Raw genomic sequence first — 23,266 nt, 5'->3', positions numbered from 1 at the left:
AATCAGGACGCCAGAGCGTCAAGCAACTCGGTTTCGATCTCGATCTGGGTCCTGTTGTGCTGCAACTGCGGCCCCTGGATGAGGAAGGTATCTTCCACCCGTTCCCCCAGTGTCACCACCTTGGCCAGTTTCACCTCAATCTGGTGGTGTGCCAGCACACGGGTGATGGAATACAGCAGACCCTGACGGTCGCTGGCCGAAATATTCAGCAGCCAGAGCTGCGCTCTCTCATCGGGACGCAGCGTCACGCGCGGCGCGATGGGGAAGCTCTTGACGCGGCGTGACACCCGGCCACGGCTGGGTGCGGGCAGCGGCGTCTCCTTGGCAATGGCATTGGTCAGGCCGCTTTCGACCATGGCGGTGAGTTCACGGAAGTGCTCGTCAATGCCACCGGCGGTGATCACCTGGAAGGTGTCCAGCGCGTAGCTGGTTTTGCTGGTGTGGACCTTGGCATCCAGAATGCTGAAGCCGCTCTGGTCAAAGTAGCCGCAGATGCGGGCAAACAGATCCGGCTGGTCATGGGTATAGACCATGACCTGCAGGCCTTCGCCAATGGGGGAGCGCCGTGCCCGGACGATGGGGTGGTCGGTATCCACATGGCGGGAAATCTGCTTGGTGTGCCAGGCAATGTCGGACGCTTCGTGGCGCATGAAATAGCTCACGTCCAGCGTATCCCACAAGGGCTTGTGCGCCTCAAACGGCATGGCGTAAAGGGCCACCATCACCAGGGCTTCACGCTTGCGGGCTTCTACCTCGGCATCTGGATCGGGTGCGCGGCCGCCCAAGGCGCGGGCGGTGTACTTGTACAGGTCTTCCAGCAGCTTGCCCTTCCACGCGTTCCAGACCTTGGGGGAGGTGCCGCGGATATCTGCAACCGTCAACAGGTACAAGGCTGTCAGGTTGCGCTCGTTGCCCACGCGTTGAGCGAAGTCAGCGATGATCTTGGGATCACTCAGATCTGCCTTCTGCGCGATGCGGCTCATGGTCAGGTGCTCGCGCACCAGGAACTCAATCAGGGCCGTGTCTTCCGCATCGATCCCGTGTGCCTTGCAGAAGCGCCGGGCCTCGATCGTGCCGAGTTCGGAATGGTCGCCACCACGGCCCTTGGCGATGTCATGGAACAGTGCCGCGACGTAGAGCACCCAGGGCTTGTCCCAACCGGAAGCCAGTTGCGAGCAGAACGGGTACTCGTGCGCATGCTCCACGATGAAGAAGCGGCGCATATTGCGCAATACCATCAGGATGTGCTGGTCCACGGTGTAGACATGGAACAGGTCGTGCTGCATCTGACCGACGATGCGACGGAACACCCACAGGTAGCGCCCCAGCACCGAGGTCTGGTTCATCTGCCGCATGGCGTGGGTCAAGCCCTCGTGCTGCGTGATGATTTGCATGAAGGTCTTGCGGTTGACTGGGTCGCTGCGGAACTTGGAGTCCATCAGGTCGCGCGCGTTGTACAGGGCGCGCAGGGTACGCGCCGACAGGCCCTTGATGCCGACCGTGGTCTGGTAGACCAGGAAAGTTTCCAGGATGGCGTGCGGATTGCGCTGGTACAGGTCGTCGCTGACCACATCCAGCGTGCCGGCCTTGTCATTGAAGCGGTCGTTGATGCGCTGCGGTGTGTGCGTGGAGGGGTTCAGCCGCTCCTCGATGTTCATCAGCAGAATCTGGTTGAGCTGGGCTACGGCCTTGGCGGCCCAGTAGTAGCGGCGCATCAGGTGTTCGCTGGCCCGCACTACGCCCTTTTGATCGGCATCGCTTTCGCTGTTGCTGTAGCCAAAGGCCTCGGCCACCGCCGTTTGCAGATCGAATATCAGGCGGTCTTCACGGCGCCGAGCCAGCAGGTGCAGCCGCGCCCGGATTTGGACCAGCAGCGCCTCGTTGCGCTGGATCTGCTTGATTTCGAAGGCGGTTGCCAGACCATTCTGGGCCAGTGCCTTCCAGTTGTCGCCCAGACCCGCCGCCTTGGATACCCACAGAATGATCTGCAGGTCGCGCAGGCCACCGGGTGACTCCTTGCAATTGGGCTCCAGGGAGTAGGGCGTGTCTTCAAACTTGGTGTGGCGCTGGCGCATCTCCAGCGTCTTGGCCACAAAGAAGGCCTGGGGGTCCATGGCCGCGAAAAAGGCCTTCTGGAATTTGCTTGCCAGTTTGCCGTTGCCGGTGATCAGGCGGCTCTCGAGCAGCGCAGTTTGGATGGTCACGTCCCGTTCGGCTTCGCTCAGGCATTCCGAGAGGCTACGCACGCTGGAGCCTATTTCCAGACCCAGATCCCAGCAATTGCTGATGAACGCTTCGATGCGGCCTTTGAGGTCGGCATCGTTGTCGGGCGAAGTACCGTCCGGCAGCAGCACCAGCACGTCCACATCCGAATAGGGGTACAGCTCGCTGCGGCCAAACCCGCCCACCGCAAGCAGGGCACAAGCTTCCGGTAGTGCGGCCATTTGCCACAGTTCCACTAGCATCGCGTCTACCAGGTCTGAATTGGCGCGCAGGGCGTGGCGTACGGTTCGGGTGGATGCGGCGCGTTCGCCGAGGGTCGCAAGCAGCTCCGCCTTGCGGGTGCGGTAGGTTTTGCGCAACGCGCCGATATCAGTCATGCAGCAATCGGGCTCAGGCAGCGGCTGGAACGAATGCAGGTATGGGAGGGCTGCCAGCGGACAGCGTCAACACTTCGTAGCCCGTGGGGGTGACCAGCACTGTATGTTCCCACTGAGCAGATAGCGAATGGTCCTTGGTGACAATGCTCCAGCCGTCTTTCTCGGGGCCTTCCTTGATGTCGCGTTTGCCGGCGTTGATCATGGGCTCGATGGTGAAGGTCATGCCCTCCACCAGCTTCTCCAGCGTGCCGGGGCGGCCGTAGTGCAGCACCTGGGGCTCTTCATGGAAGCCGCGTCCTATACCGTGGCCGCAGAATTCGCGCACCACGCTGAAGCCGTTTTTCTCGGCAAAGGTCTGGATGGCATGGCCGATGTCACCCAGATGGATGCCGGGCTTGACCATTTTGATGCCATGCCACATGGCGTCATAGGTGATCTGGCATAGGCGCTTGGCGGCGATGGAGCCTTCGCCCACGATGTACATGCGGCTGCTATCGCCATGCCAACCGTCCTTGATGACGGTGACGTCCACGTTGACAATGTCGCCCTTCTTCAGCGGCTTGTCGTTGGGAATGCCGTGGCAGACCTGGTGGTTGATGGAGGTGCAGATCGACTTGGGGTAGGGCGTGTTGCCACCACCGGTGTAGTTGAGCGGCGCGGGGATGGCCTTTTGCACGTCGACGATGTAGTCGTGGGCCAGTTTGTCGATGGCGTTGGTGGTCACGCCAGGCTTGATGAACGGGGTCAGGTAGTCCAGAACTTCGGCAGTCAGTCTGCCCGCAAGGCGCATGCCTTCTATGCCCTCGGCATCTTTGATGGTGATTGTCATGCCCTCAATTATCCCATCGGGCTGGGGGCCGGGTGGGCGCGGGTAAAATTGTCCCTTTCCCGGTCCCCTCAATCCAGCCCATCTTTCAGGCCCCCACAAGTGACCCTGCATATCTCTTCCTTCGAGGGCGGCAACGCGCTCAGCAATTTCCGAGTCCAACAACTTCTGCCCGCACTGCAGGGTATTCACGAAAAAATCAACGCAATTTCCGGACGCTACATCCATCTGGTCGCCACCGAGGCTCCGTTGGATGCCGCTGCCAGCGACAAGCTGGCCGCTTTGCTCACCTATGGTGACCCGTATGCTGGCCCTGCGGAAGGCCCGGTCATCGTAGTCAGTCCGCGCTTTGGCACGGTATCTCCCTGGGCTTCCAAGGCGACCGACATTGCACACAACTGCGGCTTTACCCTCAAACGCGTGGAGCGCTTGGTGGAATACCGCCTGACCTTGAAGAACGGGTTGCTGTCCAAGACAGCCTTGACGACAGAGCAATTGCAGGCCGTAGCCGCCTTGCTGCACGACCGCATGACCGAAAGCGCCATGCTGGACCGCAGCCAAGCCAATGACCTGTTCCACGCGCTGGAAGCTACACCCATGGACCATGTGGATGTGCTGGGCGGGGGCAAGGCGGCGCTGGTGGAAGCCAACAAGGGCTGGGGCCTGGCCCTGGCCGCAGACGAGATCGATTACCTGGTGGAGGCCTTCACCAAGCTCGGGCGCAACCCCACTGACGTGGAACTGATGATGTTCGCCCAGGCCAATAGCGAACACTGCCGCCACAAGATCTTCAACGCGCAGTTCACCATTGACGGCGTGGCCCAGAGCAGCAGCCTGTTTGGAATGATCCGCCACACCCACCAGCAGAATCCGCAGCACATGCTGGTGGCGTATTCCGACAACGCATCCGTGATGGAAGGCGCAGAGGTCGAGCGCTTCGTGGCGACCGCGGCGCACAGCGTGACCGGCGATAACGGCCCGGCTGCCTACAACCGCCAGAGCGCGACCCAGCACATTCTTATGAAGGTCGAGACCCATAACCATCCCACCGCCATTTCGCCTTTCCCCGGCGCATCCACCGGTGCTGGTGGTGAAATCCGTGACGAGGGCGCCACGGGCCGCGGCTCCAAGCCCAAGGCGGGCTTGACCGGTTTTACCGTTTCCAAACTCTGGGGCGGCTGGTCGGACCAGGCCGAAGGCAAGCCCGAGCACATCGCCAGCCCGTTGCAGATCATGATCGAAGGGCCCTTGGGCGGTGCTGCGTTCAACAACGAGTTTGGCCGACCCAACCTGCTGGGCTACTTCCGCGAATACGAGCAGACCGTGACGACCGACCAGGACAGTCTGCAGCGCGGCTACCACAAGCCCATCATGATTGCGGGCGGGCTGGGTGTGATTGACGCCAGCCAGACCCACAAGGTGGAGTTCCCCGCTGGCAGCCTCCTGATTCAGCTGGGTGGGCCCGGCATGCGTATCGGCATGGGCGGCAGTGCGGCCAGCTCCATGGCCACCGGGGCCAACGCGGCGCACCTGGACTTTGACTCGGTGCAGCGCGGCAACCCCGAAATCGAACGCCGTGCGCAAGAGGTGATCAACCAGTGCTGGATACTGGGTCAGAACGGCGGCCCCGATGGCCGTGGCAACCCTATCCTGGCCATCCACGATGTGGGTGCGGGGGGCCTGTCCAACGCCTTCCCTGAACTGACCAACGATGCCGGTCGTGGAGCCCGCTTTGATCTGCGCGCCGTACCCCTGGAAGAAAGCGGCATGGCGCCCAAGGAAATCTGGTGCAACGAGAGCCAGGAGCGCTATGTGCTGGCCATCGCTCCCGAGTCGCTGGACCTGTTCAAAGCCTTGTGCGAACGCGAACGCTGCCCGTTTGCGGTGGTGGGCGTGGCAACTGAAGAACGCCAGTTGGAATTGGTGGACGCAGGCAAAGAGTCACCGGTGGACATGCCCATGAATGTGCTCTTGGGCAAACCACCCAAGATGCAGCGCGATGTGACCAGCATTGCACGCATCGCCCAGCCGCTGGACCTGAGCGGTGTGACGCTGCGGCAGGCCGTCATCGATGTGTTGGCCCACCCCACTGTGGCCTCCAAACGCTTCCTGATCACCATCGGTGACCGCACCGTGGGTGGTCTGTCGCACCGCGACCAGATGGTGGGCCCCTGGCAGGTGCCGGTGGCCGATTGCGCCGTCACCCTGGCCGACTACAAGGGCTTTGCCGGTGAGGCCATGTCCATGGGCGAGCGCACACCGCTGGCCGCGCTCAACGCACCAGCGTCCGGTCGCATGGCCGTGGCCGAAGCCATTACCAACCTGCTGGCTGCCCCCATCGAACTGAGCCGCGTGAAGCTCTCGGCCAACTGGATGGCCGCCTGCGGTGAACCCGGCGAAGACGCAGCCCTGTATGCAACGGTCAAGGCCGTCGGGCTGGAACTGTGCCCGGCACTAGGCGTGTCCATCCCCGTGGGCAAGGATTCCTTGTCCATGCGCACGCAGTGGAAGGCCGCCGATGGCGACAAGAAAGTGACCTCGCCCGTGTCGCTCATCATCTCGGCCTTTGCCACTCTGGCGGATGTGCGCGGCACGCTCACTCCCCAGCTCAATGCCACGGAAGACACGACGCTGGTGTTGGTCGATCTGGGCCGAGGCAAGAGCCGCATGGCGGCCAGCATCCTGGCGCAGATACTCAACCAGAGCGGCGACACCGTGCCCGATCTGGACCAGGCGCAAGACCTGGTGAATCTGGTAAACGCCGTCAATGCCCTGCGCGCCAAAGGCCAGCTGCTGGCCTACCACGACCGCGGCGATGGTGGCCTGCTGGCCACAGTGGCCGAAATGGCATTTGCCGGCCATGTGGGCGTGAGCCTGAATGTGGACATGCTGGTCACGGAAGGCGACGGCATCTGCGACAGCCGCATGGACGTGGGCGACAGCAAAAACTGGGCAGGCCAGGTCAGCGTGCGCCGCGACGAGCTCACGCTCAAGGCGCTCTTCAATGAAGAGTTGGGCGTGGTGCTGCAGGTGCGCACTGCCGAGCGCAGCGAAGTCATGCAGACCCTGCGCGAGCACGGCCTATCCGCCTTCAGCCACTTTGTGGGTAAGACCCGTCCGGCGTCGAGCGCAATCGATGCGGGCAAAGGTGAGCTGCAGATCTGGCGCGACGCCAAGGCGATATTCAGTGCGCCATTGTCAGATCTGCACCAGGTCTGGGACGCGGTGAGCTGGAAGATCTGCCAGCAACGCGACAACCCGGTCTGCGCCGACTCGGAGCACGCCGTTGCCGGACTCGCTTCCGACCCTGGCATGCACACCCATATCCCTGCATCGCTGCAAGGGCTGCTGGAACGCGCTCCCGCCGTGCTCAAGAACCGCCCCAAGGTGGCGGTGCTGCGCGAGCAGGGCGTGAACTCCCATGTGGAGATGGCCTATGCCTTCGCAGAGGCTGGCTTTGACCCTTTCGATGTCCACATGACTGATCTGCAGACCGGGCGCGCCAAGTTGGCCGACTTCCAGGGCGTGGTGGCCTGCGGCGGCTTCAGCTATGGCGACACCCTGGGTGCCGGCATCGGCTGGGCGCGCTCCATCACCTTCAACAACGCGCTGTCGGACCAGTTCCAGGCCTTTTTTGGCCGGGGCGACACGTTCGGCCTGGGCGTGTGCAACGGTTGCCAGATGTTTGCCGAGCTGGCCGACATCATTCCCGGTGCGCAGGACTGGCCGCGTTTCACCACCAACCAGAGCGAGCGCTTTGAAGCACGCCTGTCTCTGGTGGAAGTGCTAGAGAGCCCCAGCCTGTTCCTCAAGGACATGGCGGGTGCACGTCTGCCGATTGCCGTAGCGCACGGGGAAGGCTATGCCAACTTCAAGTACCGCGGGAATGCAGCCAAGGCCATTGCGGCCATGCGCTTTGTGGACCACACCGGTGTTGCTACCGAGACCTACCCGTTCAACCCGAACGGCAGCCCCGCCGGCCTCACTGCGGTGACCACGGCCGACGGCCGCTTCACCGCCATGATGCCGCACCCCGAGCGCGTGTTCCGCAATATCCAGATGAGCTGGACCGACCTGGACAAGAGCGCCCACAGCCCCTGGATGCAGCTGTGGCACAACGCCCGCAGGTGGGTCGGTTGATTCAGTGACCGAATTCCGTTGCTGACGGCCGCTGTTTGTAGAACTTCAGCGGCTGCTCAGTAGCGGCTTGGGCGAGTTCTTCGCGTGACTGCCGCGCCACCGCGGTTTTCATCTTGCCCACCACATGCATTTCGCAGGGCCTGCAGTCAAAGCGCAGGGTGAGCTTCTCCTTGCCATTGATGAGTTGCAGCGGCTCGGCTTTCACCTGGCCTTGCACGCCGGTCACGCCCTTGGCCTGCTTGGGGCACAGGCTGAGTGAAAAACGCACGCAGTGCTTGGTGATCATCAGACTGACTTCGCCCAGTTCTTCGATGGCCTCGTAGGCCGGTGCAATGACCTTGACGCCGTGGCGCTCGTAGAACCGATGTGCCGCCTGATTGAATACATTGCCCAGATAACTCAGCGTGTCTTCCGGGAAGGGCACTGGTGGCTCCACTGCCAGCGCACGTGGTAGCCGCGTGAAGGCAGCCAGACGGGCGGCTTCCAGACGTTCCACCGCATCGCGACGCAAGGCGTTCAAGGTGGAGGAGGGCACAAACCAGGGTTGGCTGAATTCCACCGACACATCCAGCGCCTGGTAAATGGTGTTGCCCATGCGGCTCAGGTTGTCATGCAGTGCCTGCTGCGCGACAAGCCCGTCCTTTGCCAACTGGCGTTGCAAGGGCGTATCGGCGCTAGCTGTGTGGCCATCTTCATCCGTAAGGGTCAGCCGCACACCTTCGGACGTTTCGCTCAGCTGGAACCACACGCCGATGCGCCGGTCGCTGGACTTCTTCTCCAGCACCCGCGTCCAGTGCACATCGCGGTTGCGGTTGACTTGGGTGCCTTTGCGCAGGTCTTTCAATCCGGCAACGGCATCCTTGGGAAAGACGCGCCATTTGCCCTTGGCCGGGCTGATGGCCTCGACGCGGTTCACGGCCAGACCCACCAGCTCCTTTTGCAGGTCGTAGTAGCACAGTCCATCGCCATTGTGCAGGGCCATGGAGCGGTCATCCAGTTCCAGATCCACCCAGTTGGGGCCGACCTGGGTGATGTAGCCTATCGGCTGGCCGGGGTTCTTGGGGCTGTCGAAGGCACCAATGGTTTCCTGACGGCCATTGACAAAGTAGTCGGTGAATTCACGGTTGAAATTCTGGTCCGGGTCCGGCGTGAAGGTAAAGGTCGTGGTTCCGCTGCTGGATCGGGCCAGCGGCTGATCACCTCCCTGACGGTTTTCAATCAGTTCGTCCAGCAGCTTGCGGTAGTGGGCGGTGATGTTCTTCACATAGCCCATGTCCTTGTAGCGCCCCTCGATCTTGAAGCTGCGTACCCCGGCATCCACCAAAGCGGCCAGATTGGCGCTCTGGTTGTTGTCTTTCATGGAGAGCACATGCTTGTCGTGCGCCACAAAGCGGCCTTTGGAGTCCACCACCTGGTAGGGCAGGCGGCAGGCCTGGCTGCATTCGCCCCGGTTGGCGCTGCGTCCGGTGTGCGCCGCGCTGATGTAGCACTGGCCGCTGTAGGCAACGCACAATGCGCCGTGCACAAAAAACTCCAGGGTGCAGCGCTGCGGATCCGTGGCGGCGCGAATGGCGGCGATGTCCTTGAGCGTGAGCTCGCGTGCCAGCACGATTTGCGACAGGCCGGCGTCCTGCAGGAAGCGCGCCTTTTCCGGTGTACGGATATCGGTCTGGGTACTGGCATGCAGCTGGATGGGCGGCATATCGATTTCGAGCAGCCCCATATCCTGGATGATGAGCGCATCCACGCCTGCGTCGTACAGCTGCCAGGCCAGCTTGCGCGCAGGCTCCAGTTCGTCATCGCGCAATATGGTGTTGAGGGTGACGAAGATGCGGCTGTTGAAGCGATGGGCGTGGCTGACCAGCTTGGCAATGTCACTGACGCTGTTGTCGGCGCTGGAACGCGCGCCAAACGATGGACCGCCGATGTACACGGCGTCGGCTCCGTGGTTCACGGCCTCCAAGCCAATGTCCAGGCTGCGCGCGGGAGCCAGCAGTTCCAGTTGGTAATCTAATAACGACATGGGGCGTGATTATCCCAGTCATGGTGCCAGCGCGCTTGTGGCCGCCAGGCGCATTTTCCAGGCCACGGCCACTGCCGCGCAGTTCAGCCTAGCTGATGGACCTAGAATGCCTCACATAAACACATTGCTTTGGGGGTTGACAACTATGGTAAATCTGCACTGGGAGGAAACTCCCTCAGTTTGGACCGCATCACTGGATGGCATTCCGGTGTGCACGCTCAAGCCCAAAGACATAGGCGGTTGTATCGCCAGCTGGCTCGATGGCCGGCTCTGGGCGCCACCTGCCCATTTACCCAAGGCCATGCCCCAGCCCACCCGGTTTTTTGCCGATCTGCAAGAAGCCAAGGCCGCTGTGGAGCAAATCCTCCAATAGTTTCTGCACTTACCCGCGCGCATAAAAAAACGCGGCCTTGGCCGCGTTTTTTTGTTGGAGAGGGATGTACGCCTTACTCGATCTTGGCCTTGGCGCGCAGTTCTTCCTGGTATTTGGCCATCTTCTGTTGCAGCAATTGCTGGGCAATCTGCGGCTTGACGTCCTCAAATTTGGGCAGCTGTGCATCGCGGACATCGTCCAGGCGGATGATGTGATAGCCGAACTGGCTCTTAACCGGTTTTTCAGTCATCTTGCCTTTTTGCAGGGCCACCAGCGCTTCAGAGAATTCCTTTACGTAGTTACCAGGATTGGCCCAATCCAGATCGCCACCCTTGGCACCGGAGCCTGGGTCTTTGGACAGCTTCTTGGCCAAGTCTTCAAACTTGGCGCCCTTCTTGATTTTGGAAATGATGTCCACTGCATCAGCTTCCTTTTCCACCAGAATGTGGCGGGCCTTGTATTCCTTGCCTGCATTGGCGGAAGCGAACTTGTCGTACTCGGCCTTGGCTTCTTCGTCCGAAACGGCATTGTTCTTCTGGAAGTCGGTAAACAGCTCACGAATCAGGATGGACTGCTTGGTCAGTTCGATCTGGTTCTTGTAGTCGTCGGTGGCGTCCAGGCCCTTGTTGTGGGCTTCCTGGGCAAAAATTTCGCGGGCGATGACTTCATCACGCAGCTGACCCTGCATTTCAGGGGTGATCTGGCGTCCGGAGCGGGCCACCTGCTGGGCCAACGCATCGATGCGCTCCTTGGGAATGGCAACGCCATTCACGATGGCTACGTTTTGGGCCAAGGCTGCGCCCGACATGGCTCCAATGGCGGCCGCAAGGGCCAGAGCCGAGAAAATTTGCTTCTTCATGTGGTTTCCTGGTGATCAATCTAAGGTTTCTATGGCCAAAGCGTGTACTCCCGCAGCCATGAATTCTTGCAGCGCATCATACACAAGGCGATGACGCGCCACGCGTGACTTGCCGGTAAATAAGGGTGAAGCTATGCGGACCCTGAAATGGGTTCCCACACCGCTCGCGCTGGCCCCGGCATGGCCTGCGTGCTGCGCGCTTTCATCCAGCACTTCCAACGTACGGGCCTGCAAGCGCTCACGCAAGCAGGATTCCATTTGCGCCGCGGTGGGTTCCAAAGCAGTATTCATTGGGAAGCCCCGTCGTGCGGAACGTCGCCACTCTTGATATGGGGCGCGATATAGAAGCCCTGCGCAATGAGGAAGGTGAGTGGAAACACATAGCCCCACACCTTGAAACTCACCCAGGCCTCCGTGCTGTAGTACAGCACCACATAGGCATTGATGGCTGCCATGAAGGCCGTGTAGCCTACCCAGGCGATGGTGAGGCGGTGCCAGATGCGGTCAGGCAGCTCCAATTGGCCGCCCAACATCAGCTTCAGAACGTTCTTGCCCATGCCCCAGAGCGCAACGGCCAACGCAATGGACATGGCGGCATACAACACCGTGGGCTTCCACTTGATGAAGCGCTCGTCATGCAGTGCCAGCGTCAGAGTACCAAAGACCAAGACCAGCAGCAACGTGATCTTCTGCATGGTCTGCAAACGGCCGTCCATGCGGTACACCACAAACATCTGCAACGCGGTAGCTGCCATCAGTACCGCCGTGCCAACGTAAATGTCAAAGAGCTTGAAAGCCCCGAAGAAAAGCAGAAAGGGTAGAAAGTCGAGCAGTGTTTTCATTCAGGCTTGAAGTGTAGCGAAGCCGAGTTCATGCAATAACGCAGCCCGGTAGGATCCGGTCCGTCGTTGAATACATGGCCCAGGTGGGCACCGCAATCGGCGCAGTGCACTTCGGTTCGCTTCATCCACAGCATACCGTCTTCCTGTGTACCTATTGCGTCAGGACTAACTGGCTGGAAGTAGCTGGGCCAACCGGTGCCGGACTCGTACTTTGCGTCCGACGCGAACAAGGGCTTGTCGCAGCAGATGCAAAGGTACATGCCCTTGGACTTGTTGTTGGCCCAGCGCCCGGTGTGTGCGCGTTCCGTGGCTTCCTTACGGGTGACGTCAAAGGCCAAAGGCTCGGCGCCCTTGGCTTTGAGCAGGGCTTTCCATTCGTCGGCGGTTTTCTCGATTTTGTAGGTCATGACGGTTCTCGGGTTGTACGGGTTCAGGAACTGCAGCTGATTTCGATGCTGGGCGCCCAATCGGGCGGAAAGTCGGCAAAAGCCGCATGTTCTGGGTGTTCGTCGCAGGGCGACTGCAAAACTTTCAGCAAATCGGCCACCATACCGAAATCTTTCTGCCGGGCCGCCCGGATTGCCAGTTCACCCAGATGATTGCGCAGTACGAACTTGGGGTTGACTTGCAGCATACGCCGCGAGGCAGACTGCCGGTCTGGTGGTGTGTGAAGATTTGCAAAGCTGCTCAGCCACGCGTCGATTCCGTCCCGATTCAGGAACAGATCCCGCACGGAGGCATCGGCCGGGTCCTGCGCAGCAGTCCAATGGCTTAGCCGACGCCAGAAGATGGTGAAGTCCACGGATTCGCTGGCCAGCAGTTGCAGGATGGACTCCAGTAGCTCTGTTGGAGCCTCTGTTCCTTCCGGCAGGCCCAGCTTGGCGGCAAACCGCAGTGCCAGAGCCCGTGGGTAGATGGTTTGAAAGGTCTCCAGTGCGGCGATGAGCGTCTGTTGATCCTCGACCAGGGGAACCATGGCCTGACCCAGGCAGAACAGGTTCCAATAAGCAATCTGGGGCTGCTTGCGGAATGCGTAGCGCCCCTCTTGATCTGAGTGGTTGCAGATGTGGGCCGGGTTGTAGCCATCCATGAACTGGAACGGCCCGTAGTCAATCGTCAAACCCAGAATACTCATGTTGTCGGTGTTCATGACCCCATGGCAGAACCCCACCGATTGCCAGTGCGCCACCATATGTGCCGTGCGCTCGGTCACTGCGGCTACGAAGGCAATATAGGGGTTGCCGCCCCAACGGGAGTCACCTCGGCAAGCGGGGTAGTACCGGTCTATGACGTAGTCGGCTAGGACCTTCAGTGCTTCGTGCTGGTTGCTGTGGCAGAAATGTTCAAAATGGCCAAAGCGGATGAAGCTGGGCGCAACACGGGTGACCACCGCTGCTGTTTCCATGGTCTCGCGGCGCACCGGCATGTCCGACCCCACCACGCTGAGTGCGCGCGTGGTCGGAATGCCCAGGCCATGCATGGCTTCGCTGCACAAGAACTCGCGGATGCTGCTGCGCAGGACGGCTCGGCCGTCTCCCATGCGCGAGAAGGGCGTCAGCCCGGCTCCTTTGAGTTGCAGCTCCATGCCTGCCGCTTCGCCCAGCAAAATGGCGCGCCCGTCGCCCAATTGGCCGGCCCAGACGCCAAACTGGTGTCCGCTATACACCGACGACAGCGGCTTGCTCCCCTCAAGCTCGGCATTGCCACAGAGCGCCTGCAACCACGAATCCGAGTGCATCCACTGCGGCGGCAGACCCAGTTCTGCGCCCAAGGCGGCACTGTGTCCGACCCAGTAAGGAGCGGGCATGGGCGCTGATTGCATGGGAACGTAAAAGCGCTCGCCCAAGGCGGCAAAATGGTGTTGCCAGGAAAGGCCGTGGTCGAGCACAGGAGGAGCGGGCGGGAAGGGCATCTAGGGATTCTCCCTTAGAGGGCTAACTCCCCGGGTTTCTGGGGCTTTGCTACGGGTACTATGACATCACAAAAATCACGGAGACTACCCATGCTTGGATTAATGCAAAGTCAGCAACTTCTCATTTCTTCCCTGATCGAATTTGCGGCCCGCAACCACGGCGATTCCGAGGTAATTTCCCGCCGTGTGGAGGGCGATATCCACCGCTCCAATTACAAACAGGTGGCAGCGCGCTCGCGCCAGGTGGCCAATGCGCTGGACCGCTGGAACCTCGGTTTTGGTGACCGGGTTGCCACGCTGGCGTGGAATGGTTACCGCCACCTGGAGCTGTATTTCGGTGTGAGTGGCTCCGGGCGCGTGGTGCACACGCTCAACCCGCGCCTGCACCCGGACCAGATCGTCTGGATCGTCAACCATGCCGAAGACCAAGTGCTGTGCTTCGATATGACCTTTCTGCCCATCGTGCAGGCCGTGCACAGCCGTTGCCCCACCATCAAGCATTTTGTCGCCCTGTGTGACGAAAGCAAACTGCCGGCGGACAGCGGTGTGCCCGGACTGATCAGCTATGAGAGCTGGATTGGGCGCGAGTCCAGTACCTATGACTGGCCTGATTTTGACGAGAACTGTGCCTCCAGCATGTGTTACACCAGCGGTACCACGGGCAACCCCAAGGGCGCGTTGTACAGCCATCGCTCCACCGTGCTCCATGCTTATTCGAGTGCCTTGCCGGACGGACTCAACGTGAGTGCCCGGGACTCCATCTTGCCAGTGGTACCGATGTTCCACGTCAATGCCTGGGGCTTGCCGTACTCTGGAACCATGAACGGTGCCAAGCTGGTGTTTCCCGGTCCGGCCATGGATGGAAAGTCCATCTATGAGCTCATCGAGTCCGAAAAGGTCAACTTCGCTGCTGGCGTGCCCACGGTCTGGCAGATGCTGCTGTCGCACGTGCAGTCAGCCAACGTGCGTTTTTCCACCCTCAAGCGCACCGTGATCGGTGGCTCGGCCTGCCCGCCGGCCATGATTAACCTGTTCAACGATGTGTATGGCGTGGAAGTGCTGCATGCCTGGGGCATGACGGAAATTTCACCCCTGGGCACCGTTTGCTCACTCAAGAACAAGCATCTGGCGCTGCCACCCGAGGAAAAGCTGAAGTTGCGACTCAAGCAGGGCCGCAACATCTTCGGCGTGGACATGAAAATCGTGGACGGCGAAGGCAAGGAGCTGCCCTGGGACGGCAAGGCCTGCGGCGACCTGCTGGTCAAGGGTCCCTGGGTGATCAGCGAGTACTACAAGGGCGAGGGTGGCTCGCCGCTGGTAGATGGCTGGTTTCCCACAGGCGATGTGGCAACGATTGACCCCGAGGGCTATATGCAGATCACCGACCGCAGCAAGGACGTGATCAAGTCCGGCGGCGAATGGATCAGCTCCATCGACGTCGAAAACATTGCCATGGCGCACCCGGCGGTAGCCATGGCAGCCTGCATCGGCATGCGCCATCCCAAGTGGGACGAACGGCCGGTGATTGCGGTGATGAAGAAACAGGGCGCCGATGTGAGTCGCGACGAACTGCTGGCCTTCTTTGAGGGCAAGACGGCCAAGTGGCAGATCCCGGACGACGTGATTTTCGTGGATGCCATTCCTTTGGGCGGCACCGGCAAAATGCAAAAGAGCAAATTGCGCGAGATGCTGATGGACTACCGCCTGCCCAATACCTGAACCATCCGTCACCGTCACAGGGTAGGCGGGGTCGCACCCGTGACAACCCTGTGATTCCCGTCACAAATAGCTTCTAGAATCAAAAAGAACGACCGTTCTATTTTGAGGAGACCGCATGACTGCGCATTACCAAGTCCATGGCGACATCGCCGTAATCACCCTCGACAACCCGCCCGTCAATGGTCTGGGTTTGTCGACCCGGCTGGCGATTGCCGACAGCATGACCAAGGCTTTGGCCGACAGCGCTGTGCAGGCCATCGTCCTTACCGGGGCCGGCAAGGCATTTTCAGGTGGCGCAGACATCAAGGAGTTCGGCAAGGATGTGGCCTTTCGGGAGCCCAACCTGCTGAGCATCATCGCCTTGCTGGAGAACTCGACCAAACCCGTGGTTGCGGCCCTGCATACGGTGGCCATGGGCGGTGGACTGGAGCTTTCGCTGGGCTGTAACTACCGCATTGCCGCGCCCGGCACCAGCATCGCGCTACCTGAAGTCAAGATCGGCCTCATCCCCGGTGCCGGTGGTACACAACGCCTGCCGCGTGCCTTGGGCGTGGAGCCTGCGCTGAACATGATCGTGAGCGGCGGGACGGTCAAGGCCGAGATGCTGGCCATGCTGCCGGGGCAGAAGCTGTTCGACAAAATGGCCGCGTCGGCAGATTCCCTGGCGGAAGAGGCCCTAGCCTTTGCGCGTTCTGTGGCTGCAGTGCGCCCGCTGCCGCGCGTGCGCGACCTGCCATGTAAACACCCGCAGGGAGATGCCTATTTCCAGTTCGCCCGCAACATGGTCAAGGGCATGGCCAAGCATTTTCCTGCGCCGGCCAAGTGCGTGGATGCCGTGGAGATCGCCACCAAGAAGAAATTCGAAGAAGGCATGGCGGCGGAGCGCGAGCTGTTCCTCAACCTGATGTGGACTTCCGAATGCCGCGCGCTGCGTCACCTGTTTCTGGCGGAACGGGCCGCCTCCAAGATCCCGGATGTGCCTTCGGACACACCACAGCGCGAAATCAAAAGCGTGGCCGTCATCGGTGCCGGCACCATGGGCGGCGGCATTGCCATGAACTTCCTCAACGCCGGCGTTCCGGTGAAACTGCTGGAAGCCAAACAGGAAGCACTGGATCGGGGTGTGGCCACGATCCGCAAGAACTACGAATCGCAGATCAAAAAGGGCAAACTCAAGGCCGACAAATACGAGCAGCGCATGGCCCTGCTCAGCACCACGCTACGCTATGACGAACTGAAGGAAGCGGACCTGGTCATCGAGGCCGTGTTCGAAGACATGGGTGTCAAGGAGACCGTGTTCAAGGAGCTGGACTGCGTGATGAAGCCCGGCGCCATTCTGGCTTCGAACACCTCCACGTTGGACCTCAACCGCATCGCCGCATTCACCAACCGTCCGCAGGACGTGGTGGGTCTGCATTTCTTCAGCCCGGCCAATGTCATGAAGCTGCTGGAAATTGTGCGTGGTGAAAAGACCGGCAAGGACGTCATGGCCACCGTCATGAGCGTAGCCAAGAAGATCCGCAAGACCGCCGTCGTCTCGGGCGTGTGCGACGGCTTCATCGGCAACCGCATGATCGAGCAGTACGCACGGCAGGCCGGCTTTCTGCTGGACGAAGGCTGCACACCGCAGCAGGTGGACAAGGCCGTGGAGAAGTTCGGCTTTGCCATGGGCCCGTTCCGCATGAGCGACTTGGCCGGCAATGACATCAGCTGGGCCATCCGTAAGCGCCGCTACCAGGAAAAGCCGAACCTCAAATACAGCAAGACGGCCGACCTGCTGTGCGAAAAAGGCCGCTTCGGCCAGAAGACGGGAGCCGGCTGGTACGACTATGTGGCGGGCAAGCGCGATGCCATTCCCAACGCGGAAGTCGAAACCCTGATTGCGGAGCACCGCAAGGCGCTGGGCATCACCCCGCGCAAAATTTCGGATGAGGAAATCGTGCAGCGCCTGGTGTTCTCGCTGGTGAACGAGGCCGCGCACATCCTGGAGGAGGGCATAGCCAACAAGGCCAGTGACATCGACATCGTCTATATCTTTGGCTACGGATTTCCGGTGCACCGCGGCGGGCCGCTGCGCTATGCCGATGAGCTGGGCCTCTTCAATGTGGTGCAGACGATGCAGCGTTTTGCGCAGAACCCGCTGGACGACGCGGCCTTCTGGCAGCCCGCGCCGCTGTTGCAGCGACTGGTCGCTGATGGCAAGACCTTTGGCCAATAAGCCCCCCGAACAGGAGAACCCGACATGACCCGCGCTGTAATTGTTTCCACCGCCCGCACCCCGCTTGCCAAGAGCTGGAAGGGTGCCTTCAACATGACCCACGGTGCCACGCTGGGTGGCCATGCCATTGAGCACGCCATCCGCCGCGCAGGCATCGATGCCGCCGAAGTCGATGACGTGCTCATGGGCTGTGCCACACCGGAAGGGGCTACCGGCGCCAACATCGCCCGCCAGGCCGCGCTGCGCGCTGGTTGTCCGGTGACGGTATCGGGCGTGACCATCAACCGATTCTGTTCCTCCGGGCTGCAGACCATTGCCATGGCGGCCCAGCGCATTGTGGCCAACGAGGGCGATGTGTATGTGGCCGGTGGCGTGGAAGCCATCTCCTGCGTGCAGCAGGAGATGAACCAGCACATGCTGAGCGATCCCTGGCTGGTGCAGCACAAGCCCGAGATCTACTGGAACATGCTGCAGACAGCGGAAAACGTGGCCAAGCGCTACGGCATCGGGCGCGATGCCATGGATGAATACGGCGCAGCCAGCCAGCAGCGCGCCACGGCCGCCTTGGAGGCTGGGCTGTTCAAGGAAGAAATTGCACCCATCTCCGTCACCATGGGTGTGGCCGATAAAGGCATGGGCCTGGTGACGCGGCAGGTGACGGTGGAAGACGACGAGGGCATTCGCCCCGGCACCACGTTCGAAGGCATTCACGGGCTGCGCTCGGCACTTCCCGGCGGACTGGTCACGGCGGGCAATGCCAGCCAGTTTTCCGATGGCGGTGGCGCCGTGGTGGTGGTGGACGAAACGCTGGCCGAGCGCCGTGGTCTGAAGCCGCTAGGCCGCTTCCTGGGCTTTGCCGTGGCAGGCTGCGAACCGGATGAGATGGGCATAGGCCCGGTGTTTGCCATACCCAAGGTGCTCAAGCGCCTGGGCCTGTCCATGCAGGATATCGACCTGTGGGAACTCAACGAGGCTTTTGCAGTACAAGTGCTGTATTGCCGCGACAAGCTGGGCATTCCCGCGGACCGCCTGAACGTGAACGGCGGGGCGATTGCGGTGGGCCATCCGTACGGTGTGTCCGGTCAGCGCTTGACCGGCCATGCGCTGATTGAAGGCAAACGGCGCGGTGCCAAGCGGGTGTGCGTGACCATGTGCATTGGAGGGGGCATGGGCGCTGCGGGTATCTTCGAGGTTTTATAGGTCGAACAAGATGAGCTTTTTCAAGAAATACAACGGCAGCACGCACGCAAGCCATGTGCGCCTGGAGCGCACGGTCTGGACACTGATTTATGGCGGGCTGCTGGCGCTGGTGCTGGGGTATTTCACCGAAACTACGCAAGGGGCTGACGCCAGCGGTCTGTATGCCGTAGGCTCGATTGCGCTGGCCATGGGCCTGGTGGCGTTTTACCTGCGCGCCCGCCAGCGCGACAAATGAAAAGAGGTGGCATATGACAGCACGCACGGTTCAACAGCTGTTCGACCTCAGCGGCAAAACCGCGCTGGTCACCGGTGGCTCCCGCGGGCTGGGGCTGCAAATGGCGCACGCCTTGGGTGAGGCCGGCGCGCGCATCATGCTCAGCGCCCGCAAGGCCGATGAACTGGAGCAGGCGGTGGCCGAACTGCAAGCCGCCGGCATTGACGCACGCTGGACCGCCGCGGACTGCGCCAAGGAGGCCGACATCGAGCGCCTCACCACCGAAACCCTGCACCGCATGGGCGACGTGGACATTCTGGTGAACAACGCTGGCGCCAGCTGGGGCGCCCCGGCCGAAGACCACCCGGTGGATGCCTGGGACAAGGTCATGAACCTCAATGTGCGGGGCTACTTCCTGCTCAGCCAGTCCATTGCCAAACGCAGCATGATTGCGCGTCGCTCCGGGCGCATCATCAACGTCGCCTCCATCGCCGGACTCAACGGCAACCCGGCTTTCTTGAAGACCATTGCTTACAACACTTCCAAGGGCGCGGTGATCAATTTCACCCGCACACTGGGCGCCGAATGGGGCGCCTACAACATAACGGTCAACGCCATCTGTCCGGGCTTCTTCCCCAGCAAGATGACGGCCGGACTGATCGCTTCAGTAGGTGAAGAGCAGATGAAGGCGGGCGTGCCGCTGCAGCGCCTGGGTGACGACGAAGACCTCAAGGGCGCCTGCCTGCTGTTCGCGTCAGACGCTGGCAAACATATTACGGGGCAGTGGCTGGCGGTGGACGGCGGTATCAGCGTGGTGACAGGCGCATAAGACATTGAAAGCCCCAACAACATGACCCAAACGCCACTTTCCTTCGGCGCAGACATCCCTTTTGTCAAACACCTCGGAATGGTCCTGACGCGTTTTGACGGCGGACATTCCGAAATTGAACTTGCCCACAAGCCCGAGCTGCTGAACTCCTTTGCCGTGACCCATGGCGGCGTGGTCATGACGCTGCTCGACGTGACTATGGCCAGCGCTGCACGCAGCGTCTGTCCGGAGCTGGGCGTGGTCACCATCGAGATGAAAACCAGCTTCATGCGGCCCGCCACACCCAGCGAATCGGGACCGCTGGTGGCCAAGGGGGAACTGATGCACCGCACTGCCACCATGGCCTTCACCCAGGCCACGGTCTATGACGCGCGCGGCCACGCCTGTGCGCATGCTACCGGCACCTTCAAGTACATGAAGCGACTGGCCGCAACCGGTCGCAGCGTGCATCCGCTGCAGATCAGCACGGACTGATATCAGGAGCCGACCTTGCGCGCAGGCGCCAGGTTGCGCCAGCGCTTCCAATATTCCACGGCTATACGGTAGGTGTTGAACTGCACCTGCACCGTGGTGCGAATATCGGTTCCATAACCGCCGCCCATGGCAAACACACAGGGCAGGCGGCGTGCAAAGCACCAGTCAAAAACCCGGCGGTCGCGCGCCTGCATGCCGTCAAAGCTGAGCTTGAGGCGCCCCAGTCGGTCGCCCTCGTGGGGGTCGGCACCCGCCAAGTACAGCACGACACCGGGCTGGAAGCGCCCCTCCAGTTCCAGCAGCGCATTCTCCAGCGCGCTCAGGTAGTCGCCATCGGTACAGCCATCCGGCAAGGCGATATCCAGGTGACTTGCTTCCTTGCGGAAGGGGAAGTTCTTGTCTCCGTGCAGGGACAGCGTGAACACGCTCTTGTCGTTCTTGAAGATGCTGGCAGTACCGTTGCCCTGGTGCACATCCAGGTCCACGATAGCCACTTGCAACGGTCGATGTTGCCCATGCAGGCGCGCCCATTCCGCCTGCAGCACGCGGGCGGTAACAGCCAAATCGTTGAAAACACAGAATCCACCGCCCTTGTCAGCGTAGGAGTGGTGCGTGCCACCGGCCAGATTGGCGGCAACGCCTTCACGCATGGCTGCACGCCCGGCGGCGATGGTGCCGCCTACTGACCTGCGGGCACGCGCCGCCATGGCCGGGCTCCAGGGAAAACCGATCTCCCGCAGGATTCTGCTGTCGACACTGCCGTCCGCAATGGCCTGGATGTAGGCCGGGTCATGCGCCAGGGCCAGTTCACCTTCGGTCGCCTCCGGCGCCTGTTGCATGCTGACCTGGGGTAGGTGCTCGGTCAATTGATCGCGCAGCAGCTTGTACTTTTCCATGGGGAAACGGTGTCCCGCGGGCAGGGGAAGCACGAAGCGGTCACTGTAAAAAGCTTGCATGCGGGGATTGTGAGGCAAGCCTGTTGTACCGGCTTGGCAGGACCTTTTCAAAAAATGTTCAAATATGGGGGTATTCACTTTTTCTCTTGGAAATTCAAATGGGCAACAAAATCGTTACCGAAGCTGATCGCAAGGCTTCTCCCCGTCCCGCACCCCAGCCCGGCTTCACGCTGCCCACCGGCGGCCGTGGCCAGCGCATCAGCCTGGAACGTGGCGTGGCAACGCGCAGCAAGAAGAACCCCGGCAAGCGTCCGAGCAAGGGCGGCTAAGCCAACCGGTTCCCCAGAAAAGGCCCTCCCAGAGGGCCTTTTTTCATGGTGCCGTGAAAAGTGTGGATGGGGCGTGCGCGCAGGCACACAATGGAGGGGTTCACCCGGGAGTATTCATGTTCGAGTCAGCCGAAATAGGCCACAAGGTCAGCAAAGCACAATACAAGGAGCAGGTACCCGTTCTGCGCGAGTCTCTGCTGGAGGCGCAGGCCACGCTGTTTGCCCAGAAGAAGTTGCCTGTGGTGGTGCTCATCAGCGGGGAAGACGGCGCTGGCAAGCGCGAAACCATCAGCGTTTTGTATGAGTGGATGGACCCGCGCTACCTCTCCACCCTGGCATTTGAAGAGCCTACCGACGAAGAGCGGGAACGCCCGGCTATGTGGCGTTATTGGCGTGCACTGCCACCCAAAGGCCGCATCGGCATTTTTTCCGGGTCCTGGTATTCCGACCCTATCCGCATGCGCATCAGCGGGGAACTCAGCGAAATGGAGCTGGACGCCCGCGCCGCGCAGATCAACCGCTTCGAGACCATGTTGGTCAACGAAGGCGCTCTGGTGCTGAAGTTCTGGATTCACCTCACCAAGGAAGCGCAGCGCGCGCGCTTCGAGGCGCTGGAGAGTGATCCGCACACCGCCTGGCGCGTGACCCCCTGGCATTGGCAGCGGCTCAAGACCTATGACGCCCTGCACGAAGTTTCCAGCCACCTGCTGCGCATGACCAATACGGCTGCTGCGCCCTGGGTCATCGTGGAAGGCGTGGACGACCGTTTCCGCTCGCTCAAGGTGGGCCAAGTTCTGCAGGCGGCGCTGGCGGCCAAACTGGCGGAAAAGCGGCACCCGACCTTCCCCGGTGCGCCCATGGTGCGGGCCGATACCGATGGGCGCAACGTGCTGTCTGCAATGGATCTATCGCGCAAGTTGCCGGACAAGGATTACAAGGCCGAACTGGGGCTTCTGCAGGGGCGACTGTCCGAATTGGCCCGCGATTCGCGCCTGGCCAAACGGTCCGTGGTCGTTGCTTTCGAAGGGGCGGACGCAGCAGGCAAGGGCGGGGCGATACGCCGCGTCACGGCGGCATTGGATGCGCGCCAGTTCCAGGTGATTCCCGTGGCTGCACCCACCGAAGAAGAACGGGCCCAGCCTTATCTGTGGCGCTTCTGGCGGCACCTGCCTCGCAAGAACCACTTTGCGATCTTTGACCGCACCTGGTATGGCCGGGTGCTGGTGGAGCGGGTCGAGGGCTATTGCACTCCCGCCGACTGGCAGCGGGCCTACAGCGAGATCAACGACTTCGAACACGAGTTGATCGAGTCCGGCACCATCGTGCTGAAGTTCTGGCTGCAGATCAGTCAGGAGGAACAGCTGCGTCGCTTCAAGGAGCGCGAAAAGATTGCCTTCAAGCGCTTCAAGATCACCGAGGAGGACTGGCGCAACCGCGAAAAGTGGGACGCATACCAGCAAGCCCTCTGCGACATGGTGGAGCGCACCAGCACCGGCGACGTGCCCTGGACCCTGGTGGAGTCCAACGACAAGAATTTTGCACGGGTCAAGATTCTGCGCACCATCTGTGAGCGGCTGGAAGCGGCGCTGCATGAGTCTGACAAATCGTTCAAAGCCCCCAAGCCCCCAAAATCAGAGCAGGGCAAGAAGAGTGGCAAGAAGAAACGCGGCGATAAGGCCTCCGGGAAATAGCTGCCCACAGCGGTCAGTGCCTGCCTGCATCGGACCGGTCCGCCACTGTGGCAAACTTCGGGCCGCTGTCGGCTAGGCCGGCGTATTCAAGGCAGATTGCCTTCTTTCGGAATTTCTCACT

General features: G+C 61.2%; 19 protein-coding genes. 10 read left to right on the top strand and 9 right to left on the bottom strand.

The features are described from left to right. Positions 1–2 precede the first annotated feature (2 nt). Entirely contained in the window at positions 3–2,600 is a 2,598-nt protein-coding gene (locus AAGF34_RS21090) for a [protein-PII] uridylyltransferase (RefSeq protein ID WP_342617672.1), read from the bottom strand. A gap of 13 nt (positions 2,601–2,613) precedes the next feature. Further along, entirely contained in the window at positions 2,614–3,429 is an 816-nt protein-coding gene (gene map, locus AAGF34_RS21085; protein WP_342617671.1) for a type I methionyl aminopeptidase, read from the bottom strand. Between the two features lie 99 nt (positions 3,430–3,528). Between map and purL the strand changes: the two genes are divergently transcribed. Continuing rightward, complete coding sequence (purL, locus tag AAGF34_RS21080) at positions 3,529–7,566, top strand: phosphoribosylformylglycinamidine synthase (RefSeq protein ID WP_342617670.1); 4,038 nt, start codon at positions 3,529–3,531, stop codon at positions 7,564–7,566. A 1-nt stretch (position 7,567) separates the two neighbouring features. Here purL and AAGF34_RS21075 read toward each other — a convergent pair whose 3' ends face one another. Next, positions 7,568–9,589 carry a U32 family peptidase gene (locus AAGF34_RS21075; protein ID WP_342617669.1) on the bottom strand — a complete coding sequence of 674 codons (2,022 nt, stop codon included), beginning with the start codon at positions 9,587–9,589 and terminating at the stop codon, positions 7,568–7,570. A gap of 145 nt (positions 9,590–9,734) precedes the next feature. Between AAGF34_RS21075 and AAGF34_RS21070 the strand changes: the two genes are divergently transcribed. Then, positions 9,735–9,962, top strand: coding sequence for a hypothetical protein (locus AAGF34_RS21070; RefSeq protein WP_342621149.1), 228 nt, complete (start codon positions 9,735–9,737; stop codon positions 9,960–9,962). A 73-nt stretch (positions 9,963–10,035) separates the two neighbouring features. Here AAGF34_RS21070 and AAGF34_RS21065 read toward each other — a convergent pair whose 3' ends face one another. Genes AAGF34_RS21065 through AAGF34_RS21045 form a run of 5 tightly spaced genes read right to left on the bottom strand, consistent with a single transcriptional unit; the run spans position 10,036 to position 13,575 of the window. Continuing rightward, positions 10,036–10,821 carry a peptidylprolyl isomerase gene (locus AAGF34_RS21065; RefSeq protein ID WP_342617668.1) on the bottom strand — a complete coding sequence of 262 codons (786 nt, stop codon included), beginning with the start codon at positions 10,819–10,821 and terminating at the stop codon, positions 10,036–10,038. Between the two features lie 15 nt (positions 10,822–10,836). Continuing rightward, positions 10,837–11,112 carry a BolA family protein gene (locus AAGF34_RS21060; protein ID WP_342617667.1) on the bottom strand — a complete coding sequence of 92 codons (276 nt, stop codon included), beginning with the start codon at positions 11,110–11,112 and terminating at the stop codon, positions 10,837–10,839. Continuing rightward, the gene (locus AAGF34_RS21055; RefSeq protein WP_342617666.1) at positions 11,109–11,663 is read right to left on the bottom strand and encodes a septation protein A; all 555 of its coding nucleotides are present in this window, start codon (positions 11,661–11,663) and stop codon (positions 11,109–11,111) included. The genes AAGF34_RS21060 and AAGF34_RS21055 overlap by 4 nt, the downstream gene beginning before the upstream one ends. Then, entirely contained in the window at positions 11,660–12,070 is a 411-nt protein-coding gene (gene msrB / locus AAGF34_RS21050; RefSeq protein ID WP_342617665.1) for a peptide-methionine (R)-S-oxide reductase MsrB, read from the bottom strand. Before msrB ends, AAGF34_RS21055 begins: the two co-directional genes overlap by 4 nt. 23 nt (positions 12,071–12,093) lie before the next feature. Continuing rightward, positions 12,094–13,575, bottom strand: a complete 1,482-nt coding sequence (locus tag AAGF34_RS21045) for a YdiU family protein (protein ID WP_342617664.1) — start codon at positions 13,573–13,575, stop codon at positions 12,094–12,096. 90 nt (positions 13,576–13,665) lie between these two features. Here AAGF34_RS21045 and AAGF34_RS21040 point away from each other — a divergent pair, with 90 nt between their 5' ends. The 6 genes from AAGF34_RS21040 (at position 13,666) to AAGF34_RS21015 (ending at position 20,229) form a co-directional block, all read left to right on the top strand. Next, positions 13,666–15,294 carry a 3-(methylthio)propionyl-CoA ligase gene (locus AAGF34_RS21040; RefSeq protein ID WP_342617663.1) on the top strand — a complete coding sequence of 543 codons (1,629 nt, stop codon included), beginning with the start codon at positions 13,666–13,668 and terminating at the stop codon, positions 15,292–15,294. 115 nt (positions 15,295–15,409) lie between these two features. Continuing rightward, on the top strand, positions 15,410–17,512 hold the full coding sequence (locus AAGF34_RS21035) for a 3-hydroxyacyl-CoA dehydrogenase NAD-binding domain-containing protein (protein ID WP_342617662.1): 2,103 nt from the start codon (positions 15,410–15,412) through the stop codon (positions 17,510–17,512). Positions 17,513–17,536: 24 nt separating this feature from the next. Next, complete coding sequence (locus AAGF34_RS21030; RefSeq protein WP_342617661.1) at positions 17,537–18,712, top strand: acetyl-CoA C-acyltransferase; 1,176 nt, start codon at positions 17,537–17,539, stop codon at positions 18,710–18,712. Positions 18,713–18,722: 10 nt separating this feature from the next. After that, a complete protein-coding gene (locus AAGF34_RS21025; RefSeq protein WP_342617660.1) occupies positions 18,723–18,947 on the top strand; it encodes a hypothetical protein in 225 nt (74 codons plus the stop codon). A 13-nt stretch (positions 18,948–18,960) separates the two neighbouring features. Further along, the gene (locus tag AAGF34_RS21020; protein ID WP_342617659.1) at positions 18,961–19,755 is read left to right on the top strand and encodes an SDR family oxidoreductase; all 795 of its coding nucleotides are present in this window, start codon (positions 18,961–18,963) and stop codon (positions 19,753–19,755) included. A 21-nt stretch (positions 19,756–19,776) separates the two neighbouring features. Further along, the gene (locus tag AAGF34_RS21015) at positions 19,777–20,229 is read left to right on the top strand and encodes a PaaI family thioesterase (protein WP_342617658.1); all 453 of its coding nucleotides are present in this window, start codon (positions 19,777–19,779) and stop codon (positions 20,227–20,229) included. Positions 20,230–20,231: 2 nt separating this feature from the next. On the opposite strand, the gene AAGF34_RS21010 is transcribed toward AAGF34_RS21015, so the two are convergent. Continuing rightward, positions 20,232–21,185: a histone deacetylase gene (locus tag AAGF34_RS21010; RefSeq protein ID WP_342617657.1), complete on the bottom strand. Its 954-nt coding sequence runs from the start codon at positions 21,183–21,185 to the stop codon at positions 20,232–20,234. A gap of 98 nt (positions 21,186–21,283) precedes the next feature. Between AAGF34_RS21010 and AAGF34_RS21005 the strand changes: the two genes are divergently transcribed. Both AAGF34_RS21005 and pap read left to right on the top strand, forming a co-directional pair. Further along, positions 21,284–21,454, top strand: a complete 171-nt coding sequence (locus AAGF34_RS21005; protein ID WP_342617656.1) for a hypothetical protein — start codon at positions 21,284–21,286, stop codon at positions 21,452–21,454. Between the two features lie 116 nt (positions 21,455–21,570). Continuing rightward, on the top strand, positions 21,571–23,145 hold the full coding sequence (gene pap, locus AAGF34_RS21000; protein WP_342617655.1) for a polyphosphate:AMP phosphotransferase: 1,575 nt from the start codon (positions 21,571–21,573) through the stop codon (positions 23,143–23,145). Positions 23,146–23,266 lie beyond the last annotated feature (121 nt).

It is taken from the genome of Rhodoferax sp. GW822-FHT02A01 (assembly GCF_038784515.1).
In the GTDB taxonomy this organism is placed as follows: domain Bacteria; phylum Pseudomonadota; class Gammaproteobacteria; order Burkholderiales; family Burkholderiaceae_C; genus Allorhodoferax.
The sequence above is the reverse complement of the archived record's forward strand: the minus strand, read 5'-3'. Positions and strand labels throughout refer to the sequence as shown.